The organism is Paraburkholderia sp. IW21 (assembly GCF_041321145.1).
Taxonomy (GTDB): Bacteria; Pseudomonadota; Gammaproteobacteria; order Burkholderiales; family Burkholderiaceae; genus Paraburkholderia.
In genome coordinates this window covers 386,891-400,798 of sequence record NZ_JBGGWA010000002.1, presented here as the reverse complement: position 1 = coordinate 400,798, position 13,908 = coordinate 386,891, and the positions used below count along the sequence as shown (strand labels likewise).

Annotated in this window: 10 protein-coding genes; 4 read left to right on the top strand and 6 right to left on the bottom strand. The window is 64.3% G+C overall.

Annotated elements, in window-relative coordinates; translation table 11 throughout:
• Positions 1–216 precede the first annotated feature (216 nt).
• Entirely contained in the window at positions 217–1,950 is a 1,734-nt protein-coding gene (locus tag ACAX43_RS05655) for a pyrrolo-quinoline quinone (RefSeq protein ID WP_370707429.1), read from the top strand.
• A gap of 251 nt (positions 1,951–2,201) precedes the next feature.
• Here ACAX43_RS05655 and ACAX43_RS05650 read toward each other — a convergent pair whose 3' ends face one another.
• Together ACAX43_RS05650 and clpP are read right to left on the bottom strand one after the other, a co-directional pair.
• On the bottom strand, positions 2,202–3,626 hold the full coding sequence (locus ACAX43_RS05650) for an NYN domain-containing protein (RefSeq protein ID WP_370707428.1): 1,425 nt from the start codon (positions 3,624–3,626) through the stop codon (positions 2,202–2,204).
• A 175-nt stretch (positions 3,627–3,801) separates the two neighbouring features.
• Positions 3,802–4,449, bottom strand: coding sequence for an ATP-dependent Clp endopeptidase proteolytic subunit ClpP (gene clpP / locus ACAX43_RS05645; protein WP_370707427.1), 648 nt, complete (start codon positions 4,447–4,449; stop codon positions 3,802–3,804).
• A 332-nt stretch (positions 4,450–4,781) separates the two neighbouring features.
• On the opposite strand from clpP, the gene ACAX43_RS05640 reads away from it, so the two are divergent.
• Positions 4,782–5,768, top strand: a complete 987-nt coding sequence (locus ACAX43_RS05640) for a sigma-70 family RNA polymerase sigma factor (RefSeq protein ID WP_370707426.1) — start codon at positions 4,782–4,784, stop codon at positions 5,766–5,768.
• Here the strand turns inward: ACAX43_RS05640 and ACAX43_RS05635 are convergent.
• The 3 genes from ACAX43_RS05635 to ACAX43_RS05625 all read right to left on the bottom strand — a co-directional run bounded on the left by ACAX43_RS05635 (position 5,724) and on the right by ACAX43_RS05625 (position 10,507).
• Entirely contained in the window at positions 5,724–6,998 is a 1,275-nt protein-coding gene (locus ACAX43_RS05635; protein WP_370707734.1) for an EAL domain-containing protein, read from the bottom strand. The two genes, ACAX43_RS05640 and ACAX43_RS05635, sit on opposite strands and share 45 nt — an antisense overlap.
• A 370-nt stretch (positions 6,999–7,368) precedes the next feature.
• The gene (mdtD, locus tag ACAX43_RS05630) at positions 7,369–8,823 is read right to left on the bottom strand and encodes a multidrug transporter subunit MdtD (RefSeq protein ID WP_370707425.1); all 1,455 of its coding nucleotides are present in this window, start codon (positions 8,821–8,823) and stop codon (positions 7,369–7,371) included.
• 265 nt (positions 8,824–9,088) lie between these two features.
• On the bottom strand, positions 9,089–10,507 hold the full coding sequence (locus ACAX43_RS05625; protein ID WP_370707424.1) for a PLP-dependent aminotransferase family protein: 1,419 nt from the start codon (positions 10,505–10,507) through the stop codon (positions 9,089–9,091).
• A gap of 199 nt (positions 10,508–10,706) precedes the next feature.
• Here ACAX43_RS05625 and ACAX43_RS05620 point away from each other — a divergent pair, with 199 nt between their 5' ends.
• Positions 10,707–11,012 (top strand): DUF2917 domain-containing protein, encoded by a 306-nt coding sequence (locus ACAX43_RS05620; protein WP_370707423.1) that lies wholly within the window; start codon positions 10,707–10,709, stop codon positions 11,010–11,012.
• A 137-nt stretch (positions 11,013–11,149) separates the two neighbouring features.
• Here the strand turns inward: ACAX43_RS05620 and ACAX43_RS05615 are convergent, their stop codons facing one another.
• A complete protein-coding gene (locus ACAX43_RS05615) occupies positions 11,150–12,385 on the bottom strand; it encodes a citrate/2-methylcitrate synthase (RefSeq protein WP_370707422.1) in 1,236 nt (411 codons plus the stop codon).
• A gap of 115 nt (positions 12,386–12,500) precedes the next feature.
• Between ACAX43_RS05615 and ACAX43_RS05610 the strand changes: the two genes are divergently transcribed.
• Positions 12,501–13,892, top strand: a complete 1,392-nt coding sequence (locus ACAX43_RS05610; RefSeq protein ID WP_370707421.1) for a CoA transferase — start codon at positions 12,501–12,503, stop codon at positions 13,890–13,892.
• Positions 13,893–13,908: the final 16 nt, after the last annotated feature.

Genomic DNA, 13,908 nt, shown 5'->3' with positions numbered 1-13,908 from the left:
GTAAAGCGCTTTTGCGATATCTGGCGGAAAGACGCGAAACGATGGCGGCAAGCCGTCCGGCAAAGGGCGTACGTTTGGATGGAAGGCTGTGAACGCCAGTTGTCTGGCGGTTTTGCACAGCCCGCAAACTCCACTCCAGCCAGGCCGGCACACGCCGCTTTCGACTCCGCTGCTCGACATACGGAGTTGGCTGGACATCGTGCAAACGAGGCGACTATGCAGCGACCGCAAACCGGTACGTTCAATCCGAACGTCTGGTCCCGTGTGGGCGCGTGGCTGGCGATCGCGTTCGTTGCCGCCGGCTTCCTGTCGTGTGGCGGCGGCTCGGGCGGCGCACCGGGTACGGCGTCCGGTTCAGCCGGCGGCGGCTCGACAACCGGCAGCGGCGGCAGTACGGGGGGCACCGGCTCAATGGGTTCCAGCAGTACGTCCATGGGAACAACGGCGTATGCCACCGACGTGCTGATGCATCACAACGATCTCGGCCGCACCGGCCAGATGCTCGCCGAGACGACCCTAACGCTGGCAAACGTCAACTCAGCCAGCTTCGGTAAAGTCGCGTTCCTCGCCGGGGACGGCAAGGTCGATGCGCAGCCGCTCTTCGTGACCAGTCTGTCGATCGGCGGCACGCCGCACGATGTGGTCTACGTCGTTACCGAACACGACAGCGTGTACGCCTACGACGCCGCCACCTTTGCTCAATTGTGGAAAGTCTCGTTGATCGGCAATGGCGAAGCACCCAGCGACGATCGCGGCTGTCAGGACATCACACCTGAAATCGGCATTACGTCGACGCCGGTCATCGACCGTAATCGCGGCACGAATGGCGTGCTGTATGCGGTGGCGATGACCAAAGACAGCGGGGGCGCGTATCACCATCGTCTTCACGCGCTCGATCTGACCACGGGCGCAGAAGTGCCCGGCGGCCCGACGGAGATCGCGGCAACCTACCCGGGCAACGGCGCGGGCAGCGTCAACGGGATCATCGCCTTCAATCCGTCGCTGCACACGGAGCGCGCGGCACTCACGCTGGTCGGCGGCAACATCTACATGGGCTGGACCGCGCACTGCATGGCCGGCGCCTATACCGGCTGGTTGATGGCGTATAGCGCCGACACGTTGAAACAGACCAGCGTGCTCAACATCACGCCGAACGGCAGTCAGGGATCGATCTGGATGGCCGGCTCGGGGATGGCGTCGGACGGCACCTCGATTTACGTGGTGGACGGCAACGGCACATTTGGCACCACGCTGAATGCGCAGGGCTTTCCGATCGACGGGGACTTCGGTAACTCGCTGATGAAGCTGTCGTTAGGAAACCTGCACGTTACGGATTACTTCGCGATGGACAACGTCGTGGCGGAAGCAAATGCGGACAACGATTTCGGCTCGGGCGGCGTGATGCTGTTACCGGATCAGACGACTTCTGGCGGCATCGTCAAACACCTGGCGGTGGCGGCCGGCAAGGACAACCTGATCTATGTGGTCGATCGCGACTCAATGGGCAAATTCAGTCCGACGGCGAACAATAACTGGCAGGTGTTGACCGGCACGCTCGCGGGTGGCATCTGGGGATCGCCGGCCTACTACGGCGGCGTGGTGTATTACGGAGGCATGGGCGACAATCTGAAGGCGCTGCCGGTCTCGGGGGCGCTTCTCGCCACCACTGCTTCGTCGAAGAGTCCGACTACGTTCGTGTATCCCGGCGCGACCCCGGCCGTGTCGGCCAACGGCACGAGCAACGGCATCGTCTGGGCGGCGGAAAACGGCACGACGGGTGCCTTGCATGCATACGACGCGGGCAACCTCGCGCACGAGTTGTACAACAGCAACCAGGCGGGTGCGCGCGATCAATGGGGCGCGGGCAACAAGTTCATCACGCCGATGATCGCGCGGGGCAAAGTCTATGTGGGTGCGACCAATGGAGTGGCGGTGTTTGGTTTGCTGTGAGCGGGGCGGTTGCCGTTGCGGCCATAGTCGACATGCCGTCGCGGGATGACGGGGGCCGTGTTTTGTTGACCGTGGCGCAGCGTGCGTTGAGCTGCGCGACCTTATGATGCTGTTGCGGTTTGAGCGAGATCGAGCTGCAGCGGACTGGAAATGATAAGCCCCTGTTCATTACGAGCAGGGGCTTTTTTGTCATGAAGCATGTACCGGTGCTTTCACATTTCGCCGGTACGCGTCACGCAATGTGGCGGCGCTTACTCTGCGTCGCCCGTAGCCGTTGTCTTACGCGGACGGCGGCTGCGCGGTGCGGTTTTGCGTGCCGCTTTTTTGGCCGCGGCGGGCGCTTCCTCGTGCACAGGCTGTGCGAGCGTCTCCGCAGGCGCAGCGATTTCCGGTGCCTCATCGACCGTGGGCTGGGCGGCCTTCCTGGTCTTCCGGGCGGCCGTCTTGCGCGGTGTCCGTTCCTTGCCGCGCTTTGGTTGAGTTCTGCTGGCGCCCTGTGCTGCTTCGTTGCCGACGGCGACCGGTTCAGCCGCAAAGGTCTCCGGTTCCGCCCAAGCCGCTTCCGGCTGCTCGAAAGTGAACTCGCCGGCTGACGGCGCGTGCGTGTGCATCGCTTCCGCTTGAGCCTGCCCGTGACCGCCGTGCTCGACAGGCGCGCGCTCGTCCTGAGCCGTTTCCTGATGGCCGCGCCCGGCCTTGCGATTGCCGCGGCCTCTGCGGCGCGACTCGTGCTTCCCGCCCGACTCGGCGATCACCGTTTCGGCAACTTGCGTTTCAACCATCTCTGCCGATTCGGCGGATTCGATCGGCTCGTTCACGTTTTCGGCTGCCGCGCTTGCACCCGTGCTCCGATAAACATACGCACCCGACTTTTCGTCGCGGCCGAATTCGAGCAGCCCGCGCGCATGCGCCTCTTCCAGCAGATTGCCGAACGCGCGAAAACCGTAGTACGTCTCGTTGAAATCCGGCTTGCGGCGCTTGATTGCGTTCTTCAGTACCGACGCCCAGATCTTGCCGCTGTCGCCGCGCTCGGAAGCGAGCGCGTCGAACGTCTGCACCGCGATCTCGACCGCTTTGGTACGACGCTTTTCGAGGTCTTCCTTGTGACGGGTCTTTTCTTCGTCGGGCGCACGCTTGGCCGTCTGCTGCGCGGCCTGTTGCGGGCGCGACGACTCGCGTTTGGCTACCGTGCGCTGACTTTCGCGGACCAGGTCGTCGTAAAAGAAGAATTCGTCGCAGTTCGCAATCAGCAGATCCGAGGTGGATTGCTGCACGCCGACGCCGATCACCTGCTTGGCGTTCTCGCGCAGCTTCGATACCAGCGGCGAAAAGTCCGAGTCGCCACTGATGATGACGAATGTATTGACGTGCGATTTCGTGTAGCACAGGTCGAGTGCGTCGACCACGAGCCGGATGTCGGCGGAATTCTTGCCCGATTGGCGCACGTGCGGAATCTCGATCAACTCGAAATTGGCCTCGTGCATCGCACCTTTGAAACTCTTGTAGCGGTCCCAGTCGCAATACGCTTTCTTCACGACAATGCTGCCCTTGAGCAGCAGACGTTCGAGCACCAGCTTGATGTCGAACTTGTCGTACTTTGCGTCGCGCACGCCGAGCGCGACGTTTTCGAAGTCGCAGAATAGCGCCATGCTGATGGTTTCGTTGGATGACGCCATGAATATCTCCATTGAAGCGATCGTCAAATTCGACGAATCGCGACCATGATAGCGATTCCGGCGGAGGTGATCAGCTTTTGTGTTTCTGGCGCACCGATGTGGGATATGAAAAGCCCCGAGAGGAGACGGCTTTTAGCCCGACTCGTGTGGGCAGGGCGGCCGCGTACCTGTTGCGCTACATGTCATGATGACGAGTCGGTTCGCTTAGCGCCGCACGTGTCTCCAGCACCGCGTCGACAAGGCCATACGCCTTTGCGCCGTGCGCCGACATGAAGTTGTCGCGGTCGGTGTCGCGTGCGATCTCCTCGACGCTGCGCCCGGTGCGCTCCGCCATCATCGCGTTGAGGCGTTCGCGCTGGTAGAGCACCTCCCTGGCCTGAATTTCGACGTCTGCGGCGGTCCCCTGGCTGCCGCCCGACGGCTGGTGAATCATGATGCGCGCGTTCGGTAAAGCGTACCGTTTGCCGCGCTGGCCGGCCGTCAGCAAAAATGTCCCCATGCTCGCGGCAAAGCCGGTGCACAAGGTCGACACCTCCGGTTTGATGAATTGCATCGTGTCGTAGATCGCGAGACCGTCGTACACCGAGCCGCCCGGCGAGTTGATGTAAAAAGAAATATCCTTGTCAGGATTCTCGGATTCCAGAAACAGTAACTGCGCGACGATCAGACTGGCTGATTGTTCATTCACCGGGCCGATCAGAAACACGATGCGCTCGCGCAGCAGGCGGGAATAGATGTCGTAGGCGCGCTCGCCGCGGCCGGACTGTTCGATTACGGTGGGCACGAGGCCGAGACCGGTAATGGATGGATAGCTGGAATGCATGTTTGCCTCGTTTATGTGGCGCAGCGCGAGGAGCCGGTAAGGGTGGCCGGTTCGAACGACCGCGCACCCGTTGCGCCGGTTGTTGTCCATATGACGAAGGGGAACGTGGGGACGTGACAGAAATATTTTTTCGTGGAGCTGTCACATCCGCTGGTCCTAAAGCGTCAAGCTGCAAGAATGTCGATTGAAGCGGCGCGCTCGGACAATGTTGCACGCAGGCACGCAGGCACGCAGGCACGCAGGCACGCAGGCACGCAGGCACGCAGGCACGCAGGCACGCAGGCACGCAGGCACGGCGCGCTTTTCACCACGCACGATCTGGAGGTCTACGCATGACGGAACAAGGAATCGACAAGGCATCCAGCTTCGAGGCCATGCGCGCCCGCCTGCTTGCGCTGGCGTACCGGATGCTCGGCAGCCGCGCCGAAGCGGAAGACGTGGTGCAGGATGTCTGGCTGAAATGGCATCTCGCCGATACGCAGGAGGTGCAGGTCACGGCCGCGTGGCTCACCACGATCACCACGCGCGCGGCCATCGACCGGCTGCGGCATGTGCAGCGGGAACGCGCGTCGCAGGCCGCCGGCTGGTTGCCGGAGCCGTGGCTCGACGAGGTGGCGCCCTCGGCGGAGGAACTGGCCTTACGCGCCGCGGAGATGTCCTATGGCGTCATGTTGCTGCTCGAACGGCTGAAGCCCGACGAGCGTGCGGCATTCGTGCTGCACGAAGCTTTCGATTGCGACTACGCGGAGATTGCGAAAATCCTCGAACGTACGCCGGCCAATTGCCGGCAGATCGTCCATCGGGCCAAGGCACGTTTGCAGCGTGCGGGCGCGCCCGTGGAGCGGCCCGACCCCGCCGCGCATGCGCGGATCGTGGAGCGCTTGCGTACGGCGCTGGAGGCGCAGGACCGGGCTGGCTTACTACGCCTCTTCAGCGACGCGCCGGCCGTCGTCAGCGACGCGCCGGTGTGCGCGCAGGAACTGGCACCCGTGGCCTGGATGGAGACGGTGACAGCACTTGCGCATCAGGCGAGCCATGCCGAGATGGTGTCGGTCGAAGGAGCAATGTGCATTGCATTGCTCTCCGAGGGCGAGGTTGTCGCTGTAATCGACGTGTCGACGGAGCATCTTGCGGACGGTTCGGCGAGGATCGTCGCATTGCGCGCTGTCACTAGTTCGGCCCGTTTGCAGGCAACCAACCGCATGCTGGGCCGCGCGGCCGTCATGAAACTGCTCGCGCGGATTCAGCAAGGCTCGGTCCGTCACGCCATTGCCTCAATTACGATGGGCTGCGACTTCCCAGTTGATGTCGACGCATAGCACCTGTGTGCCGTGCGGCGTATGGGCGGCGATCGAGGCGGTCACGCACAGGTGTGCTTCGTTGATGGACAGGTAGGGCGGCGTGAGGTGCACCTGGCCGGGCACGCGCATGGCCTGGATGAAGTACAGCCGGCGTTCCCAACTCGCACCTTCCGAATGCAGCAGTGGCCGGAAGCGCTTTGCGCGCTGCGAGGCACGCCCCGATGGCAGCACGTTGTCGCCGATCTGCCTGCCCGAACCGTCCAGCACGAAGCAGCGTGCCGTCTCGCCGAGCGTGAGCAGCGGCGCCGTAGCCTGGGCAACAGATTCCCCGGCCACGAGTTGGGCAGCCGCCGTTTTCAGCGCGGTGACATGGGGCGCAAGCCGCGCGGACTGCGCGCGTTCGCGCGCGGCAACCCGCTCGCGCAGCGCTGCCGAGAGCGAGTCCATCAAGCCGGCCGCCGCCTGCGGCTTGACCGGCTCGACGCTCGGGCCCGCGAAGAACGCGCCCTGCACGAAGTCAACGTTGCATTCGAGCGCGATCAGCGCATCGCGCTCGGTGCTCAGGCCGCCCATCAGCACAAGCTGCCCGGATTCGTGCAGCAGCGAGACGAGGCCCGGCAGCACGCGTTCGATATGGGCGTGCTCGCTCGCTTGCGCGAGAATGCAGCGGTCGAGCGTGACGATGTCCGGACGCAGATTCCACACGCGATCGATGTTCGAATGCTTCGCGCCGAAGCCGTCCAGCGCGATCAGGAAGCCGGATTTGCGCAGCGCGTCGATGATGTCGGCGAAGCGGGTGGTCTCGCCGCCCGCCTGTTCGGACACTTCCAGCACCACGCGTTGCGGCGGCAAGCCCAGCGCCTTGAGGCCGGCGAGCAGTGCATCGCCGTAGCTGGTGTCCATCAACGCCGCCGGGTGCAGGCTCAGGAAAAGCCATTCGTCGTGGCTGTCGAACGCGTTGAAGTTGCCCAGATGCAGCGATTCGGCGAGCCGTCCGAGTTCCAGCAGGTCCCCGCGCCGCGCCGCCTGCGTGAATACCTCGTGCGACGGGACCTGCAGCGCATGTTCGTCGTGTGCGCGCAGCGAAGCGTGGTAACCGATCGCACGTCGGTGAGAGACCGAGAAAACCGGCTGGAACACGCTGAAAACGGTGTAGCCGCCGTACAGAACAGTGCGCCGGGAACCTTCGTCGCCGGCCATCGGGCGCGGTGGCTGGAAGCCGGGAGGATCGAGTTCGATCATGCTCATCATGTCAGTCGTGTGGAGGTGGCGGCGCGTTTGCATGCGCGCGGGACGGAATCCCACGCACAAGTTGCGAGTTTACAGGATAGGCGAGCAAGAACTATGCGCGTGTGGAAACACACCGGGCGCGGTTTGTTTCCGCGTTCAGTGACGACGATTGTGCGCCAGCGTAGGCGCGAAAGCGATGATTCGCACTGCAGTGGTGCGGCCCGCGCCCCGTTGCGGGTCGGCGGCGGGGGCGCGGCGAATGATTGTGGTGGTGACGGCAGGACGTCAGGACGTCAGCGAAGTCGCGGCGAGGGCATCGCGAAGTCACGGCCTGTCACGGTGAGGGCATCGCAAGGTCACGGCGAGGCTCCGCGGCCCGACTCGAATGTCAGGTCCGCTCCGAAGGATCAGTCTTTTTCGCCGGCGTGCGGATATCCGGCGACAGTTGCGCGAAGATCCACGACGAGCCCGCCGTGATGATGCCGACACACAGGAACGTCGCATGAAACACGGGCAGCGAGCTGGCTGCCGTCACGCGCGGCAAGATGCCGGTGAAGGTCGCGAGCAAGGCGCCGGCTACCGTCACGCCGAGACTCATCGACAGCATCTGCACCAGCGAAAACAGGCTGTTGCCGCTGCTCGCACCGCCGGTGCCGAGGTCCTTGAGCGTGAGCGTGTTCATCGCGGTGAACTGCATCGAGTTCACGCCGCCGAAGAACGCCAGCTGCACGAGCCGCAGCCATAGCGGCTGGCTCGCGCTGGTGAGCGCGAAGCTCGCCATGGTCAAGCCCACCAGCACCGTGTTGACGATCAACACGCGCCGATAGCTGTATTTGATGATCAGCCTGGTAACGAGGCGTTTGGACGCCATGCCGGCGGCGGCCACCGGCAGCATCATCATGCCGGCTTCAAAGGCGCTATAGCCAAGACTCACCTGCAACAGCAGAGGTATCAGGTAGGGCATCGCGCCGCTGCCGATTCGCGCGAACAGATTGCCGAGCAGGCCGACGCTAAAGGTGTGAATCTTGAACAGGTCGAGCGAGAAAATCGGCGCGGGCTCGCGCACGGCGTGCAAACCGTAGGCAACGAAACAGGCGAGGCTCAGGATCAGAAGCACCAGTACCGTGGCGTGCTGAATGCCGAACTCGTTGTGCCCGTCGAGCGCGAACGAAATCGCCACCATGCCGCCGATCAGCAGCAGATAACCCTTCAGGTCGAACTTGCCGACATGCTCGCTGCGGCTATCCGGCATGAAGATAAACGTTGCGATGCAACCGACGATGCCCACCGGCACGTTGATCAGAAAGATCCAGTGCCACGAAGCGATCTTCACGAGCCAGCCGCCGAGCGTCGGCCCGATCAACGGTCCGATCAGCCCCGGAATCGCGACGAACGACAAGGCCGGCAGATAGCGTTCCGCCGGAAAGGTGCGCAGCACCGCGAGCCGTCCCACCGGCAGCAGCATTGCGCCGCCCACGCCTTGCACGATGCGGAAGATCACCAGTTGATTCAGCGTATGCGCGTTCGCGCACAGCAACGAGCCGACCGCGAACACGAGGATCGCGCTGAGGAACACGAGCCGCGTGCCGAGTTTGTCGGCGAGCCAGCCGGACACCGGGATCATCACCGCCATCGTCAGCGAGTAGGCGATCACCACCGACTGCATGCGCAACGGCAACTCGCCGAGGCTGGTGGCCATCGCGGGAAGCGCGGTGTTGACGATGGTCGAATCGAGCGTCTGCATGAAGAAGCCGGTGGCAACGAGCCACAGCAGCACGGTGAGCGAGCGGGCGGTGGGGGCGGAGGGGGCCTTGGAGGCGGACAGGCTTGGCGGCGTGATCATGGAGGGCGGCTAGGCGCGCAGGGAGGGGCTGGGAGTCGCTATTCTAGGGAAAAGCGCTCACCTGCGCAGCGGGCATGCGCAGTGGACTACGCGATCCGCAACGCGATCCGAAGTGAACTCGGGCAGACCCGTAATGAGCCGCTCGCTCTCTTGCGGGCAGGCAACGCATTTCCGCGCATGCTCTCGATCACGCGGCTCGCCCGTACGTGCCAGCGAGACTCGCACGCTAATCACGAACACCAGATAAGCAGGGCAGGTGCGCCAATCAGGCCGATGCAGGCAACGCCGCGGCAGCATGAAAAAACGCCTGGGCACGCGGTTCGTTGCCGAACGCCGCGTGAATCCTGATCCAGGGGCTTACTTCCATGTTCGGCCGGAAATAGCTGCCGGGCACCACCGTCACGCCGAGCGGTGCGCCGCATTCCACCAGCCGTTCGGCGTTGTCGATATGCGGTACGCGCGCCCACACGAATTTGCCGCCAACGGGCTTGTCGAACAGCTCCCAGCCGGCGTCTTCGAGCGTCTGGATGGTGGAGCCGAGTGCATCGCGCATGCGTCGGCGCAAACGTTCCAGGTATTTGCGGTACGCGCCGCGCTCCAGCAGCGACACCGCGACCGCTTCGGCAAAGCGTGAACCGCCGAGGCTCGTCAGCATCTTGATGTCGACCAGATCCTTGATGATGGCGTGGCTCGCCACCACGCAGCCGATCCGCAGCGACGACGACAGCGTCTTCGACAACCCGCCTACGTAGATGACGTGTTCGAGCTGATCGAGGGTCGCGAGGCGGTCGGTGACGTCGGCCTGGAAGTCGGCATAGATGTCGTCTTCGATGATCGAGAAGCCGTGCTCGCGCGCCAGCTGCAACAGCCGGAACGCCACTTGAGGCGCGACCGTGGTGCCGGTCGGATTGTGGAACACGGTGTTGATGAACATCAGCTTTGGCCGATGCAGTTGCAACTGCGCCTGCAGCACGTCCAGATCGGGACCGTTGCGGGTGCGCGGAATGCCGATCAGTTTCACGCCGTGCAGCTTCAGCAGACCGTACAGGTTGTAGTAGCCGGGATCCTCGACGAACATCGTGTCGCCGGCCTTGAGCATGTAGCGCATCAGCAGATCGAGCGCCTGGCTCGCGCCGTTGGTGATCAGAATCTGCGACGCGTCCGCCTGAATTCCCAGTTGGCCGATGCGGCCTTGCAGATGCTCGCGCAGCGTGAGGTTGCCGAGCGGGGTGGCGTAATCGACCATGCTGGCCGTGTCGGTGCGCGACACGTGGCGGATCGCTTGCGCGAGGCTATCCATGTCGCGCCACGCATTGGGAATGAAGCCGCTGCCCAGCTTGAGCGTCTCACCCGGATGATTGAACTGTTGGAGGATGTGCCCCGATTCATCCTCGGCGCGGCGGGGGTCCGAAGAGCCCTGGCAATGCGTGCCCTGCGGCTGGCGGTCGGCTACATAGAAGCCCGAGCCGTGCCGTGAGTCGATATAGCCAAGCGACACCAGCCGGTCGTAGGCCTCGATCACGGGAAACCGGCTGACCTCGTAGTCGGCGGCGAACTGGCGGATCGACGGCAGCTTTGAGCCTGGGTGAGCGGTGCGCGAACGAATCCACGTGGTGACGCCCGCGACGATCTGCTCGGTGAGCGGAACGCCATTGTCCCGATCGAGTTGGATTTCGAGTTTCATGCGGTTCTTTCCTTCGCCGGACAGCTGGAGGACCGGGGTGTCACGCGTTCGACGTGCGCTCGTCATGCGCGATCGCCGCCAACTGTCCGGTTTTTCGACTGAACAGTTCCAATAGAAGTGTTCGGAACTGTGCATGGGCTTCCGATGATCGCACGTCAATAATCGGTACAACAGAAAAGTTCTTTGAAGGAGAAAGGCGATGCGTGAAGTCCGTATTTTCGAATTGGAACAGGGCGAGCCCGCGGCGGCCTGGCGTGTCGCGCGTCCGTCGATTTTCAAGGTGATCTCGGGCGAGATCTGGCTGACTGTCGAAGGGGGCAGCGAGGATCACTGGCTGGCAACCGGGCAGTCGATCGAGTTGCCGCGCGGTGCGGTGGCGTGGGTTAGCGCAGGGCAGGTCGGCGCGCGTTTCGCCCTGGCTAGCGGTTCAGAACGCGCCGCACCGCGGCCTCTGCGCGGTTTGCCGGTGTTGAGCTGGCTGCCGCGCTGGTTGGGCGTGGCCTGACGGGCAACTCTGGGGACCCCGGTCGCCAGGATCGCTGCGACGCCTATCCCTAATGCGGCGGGTGCAGGCCAAATTTGCTTGCGCCCGCCGCAGGCGGCGCATGCCGCAATCCCCAGGCTTTCGGCGTGCACAGCGCCTCAATCGGCGGCCTCGTACTCCCCGATATAGCGCGCGCGTGGCCGGATCAATCGGCCGTCGCGCGTCTGTTCCATTGCATGGGCGATCCAGCCGACCACCCGGCCGACCGCAAACAGTGTGAACGCGGCGCCGCCCGGCAGACCGAGCACCCGTTCCATGGCGGCGAGCGCGAAGTCGACGGTCGGCTCCGCGCCGGTCGTGTCGCGCACCGTGCGTGCGAGCGCGTGCACTTCGCCGAGCGGCGAGCGGGCCGGCGCACAGTCGGCGAGCAGGGCGAGTAGCAGGCGCGCTCGCGGATCGCCCGCCGGATAAAGCGGATGGCCAAAGCCTGATAGCACCGGCCCATGCGTGCCGTGTTCGTGTCGCGCGAGCCGGTTCGCCAGATAGCGGTCCAGATCGGGCGCGCGCGCCGCTTCATCGAGCAGCGCGGCAATGCGCACCGTCTCGCCACCGTGCCGCGGCCCGGCCAACGCGGCCAGGCCGCCCGCCACCGCGCCGAACAGATGCGTACCCGTCGACGTGATGCAGCGCACCGTAAAGGTCGACGCATTCAGTTCATGATCCGCGCAGGCCACCAACGCCGCGCGCAGCAGCCCGGCCTGCTGCCGGTTGCGCACATTCCACGCTGAAGCCAGTTGCCGGTGCAGCGGTTCGTTCGACGGCGCCGCCGAGATCATCGCGGCGGCCAGCAGTCGCATGACCGCGCAGGCGGTATCGAGTTGCGCATCGCGGCCGAGCGCCCACACCCGCGGCATTTGCGCCGCGGCGGCCGGCAACAGCACGAGCGCGCGGTCAAGCGGCGTGCTGTCACTCCACAACTTGAGCCACGCACCCCACTGAGCCGCGGCGAACGGTACCGCCGGTGCATCGGCTATGCGCCTCGCACTGCATTCCCACAGCAATGCCGCGACATCCTCTAGCGAAGCCGTGCGCGCCAGCGCCATGGCGTCGTGCCCGCGATACAGCAGACGGCCGTCGGCCACCAGCGTAATCGACGATTCGAGCACCGGCACGCCCCAGTCCAGCACCTTCTGCGCGACCTTGCCGGCGCGCTTGCCGTCTGCCTTGCGCCGAGCGAGCCGCCGGACTTCGGCGGCGTCGTAAAGCCTATGCTTGCCTTGCGCATCCGGCGACGAACTCAGCATGCCGCGGCTGACATACGCATAAAGCGTGGGCAGGCTGATGCCGAGTGCGGAGGCGGCTTCGGCAGCGGTCAGGGAATGGAAGGGTGGCATGGAAACGCGCGGAAACCGAAGAAATCAATATATGTTGATTATCATAATCAAGATTGATTGAGGCAGGGCGAAATTCTAGACTCGGTTCACTTCTTCCTGCTTCGACGTGAACCCCATGACGCCCGAACTCGCTCTCAAACATATCTGGACAGTCGCGGGATGCGACCCGACCGCGCTCGGGTCCGTCTCGCTTGCCGGCACCGATCCGGGCTTGCCGTCGGTCTACCGGGTCGGCGCGTTGGCCTCGGCGACCATCGCCGCGACCGGCCTTGCGGCTGCCGAATACCATCGCTTGCGTACAGGGCACGGGCAACATGTCACGGTGGAAATGCGCCGCGCGCTTGCCGCGTTTCGCAGCGAGCGCTATCTGCGCATTGACGATGGTCCGCCGCCCGCCTTGCGTGACCCGGTGACAGGTTTCTACGCGACGCGAGACGACCGCTGGATTCAACTGCACACGAACTTTCCACATCATCTCGAAGGCGTGCTGAAGGTGCTCGGCTGCGCGAATGATCGCGCGGCGGTGGCCGAGGCGATTCACGGCTGGGATGGCGAATCGCTCGACCAGACGCTCGCCGACGCCGGTTTGTGCGCTGCGCTGATTCGCACGCCCGATGAGTGGGCCGCGCTCGATCAGGCGAAAGCGATTGCGGGCTTGCCGCTGTTCGAGATCGAGCGCATCGGCGACGCGCCGGTCGAGCCACCGCTGAGGGGCCGTGCGGACCGGCCGCTGGGAGGTGTCCGAGTGCTGGACCTGTCGCGCATCATTGCGGGGCCGGTGGCAGGGAGGGCGCTTGCGCAGCATGGCGCCGAGGTGTTGATGATCAACGGTCCGCATTTGCCGAACATTGCGCCGCTGGTGATCGACAACGGGCGTGGCAAGCGCTCGGCAGTGGTCGATCTGCGCGATGCGGGCGGCCGCGAGAAGCTACTTGGCCTGGTGGGAGGTGCCGATGTGTTCTTGCAGGCCTATCGGCCAGGGGCTCTGGCGGCGCGCGGGTTGGGCCCCGAGGAACTGGCGCGGGCGCGGCCGGGGATAGTTTATGTGTCGGTGTGTGCTTATGGGCACGAGGGGCCTTGGGCTGGGCGGCGCGGGTTCGACAGTCTGGTGCAGTCTGCCAGTGGAATTGCTTTTACTGAACGTCAGGCGGCGGCATGGGACGAGCCTAAGCATCTGCCTTGCCAGGCGTTGGATCATGCGACTGGATATCTGGCTGCTTTCGGCGCAATGGTCGCTTTGAGGCGGCGGGCCACCGAAGGTGGGAGCTGGCATGTGCGGGTTTCGCTCGCACAGACGGGGCGGTGGTTGCAGTCGTTTGGGTTACTTCCCGATGGCTGGAAGGCTCCCGATGTTTCGATCGATGACGTCCGGGATTGCCTCGCGACCGTGCAGTCCGAGTTCGGGCGTGTTCTGGGCGTTCTGCCGGCTGAGAGTCTGGAGGAGACGCCAGCTTATTTTGCGTTGCCGCCGGCTCGGATAGGCGCGCACGAGGCTAACTGGGCGTGAAGGCTTTTGCCTGCAC

Coding starts and splice junctions, on each gene's coding strand:
- ACAX43_RS05655 (WP_370707429.1), top strand. CDS start 217: ATGCAGCGACCGCAAACCGGTACGTTCAATCCGAACGTCTGGTCCCGT.
- ACAX43_RS05650 (WP_370707428.1), bottom strand. CDS start 3,626: ATGGCGTCATCCAACGAAACCATCAGCATGGCGCTATTCTGCGACTTC.
- clpP (WP_370707427.1), bottom strand. CDS start 4,449: ATGCATTCCAGCTATCCATCCATTACCGGTCTCGGCCTCGTGCCCACC.
- ACAX43_RS05640 (WP_370707426.1), top strand. CDS start 4,782: ATGACGGAACAAGGAATCGACAAGGCATCCAGCTTCGAGGCCATGCGC.
- ACAX43_RS05635 (WP_370707734.1), bottom strand. CDS start 6,998: ATGAGCATGATCGAACTCGATCCTCCCGGCTTCCAGCCACCGCGCCCG.
- mdtD (WP_370707425.1), bottom strand. CDS start 8,823: ATGATCACGCCGCCAAGCCTGTCCGCCTCCAAGGCCCCCTCCGCCCCC.
- ACAX43_RS05625 (WP_370707424.1), bottom strand. CDS start 10,507: ATGAAACTCGAAATCCAACTCGATCGGGACAATGGCGTTCCGCTCACC.
- ACAX43_RS05620 (WP_370707423.1), top strand. CDS start 10,707: ATGCGTGAAGTCCGTATTTTCGAATTGGAACAGGGCGAGCCCGCGGCG.
- ACAX43_RS05615 (WP_370707422.1), bottom strand. CDS start 12,385: ATGCCACCCTTCCATTCCCTGACCGCTGCCGAAGCCGCCTCCGCACTC.
- ACAX43_RS05610 (WP_370707421.1), top strand. CDS start 12,501: ATGACGCCCGAACTCGCTCTCAAACATATCTGGACAGTCGCGGGATGC.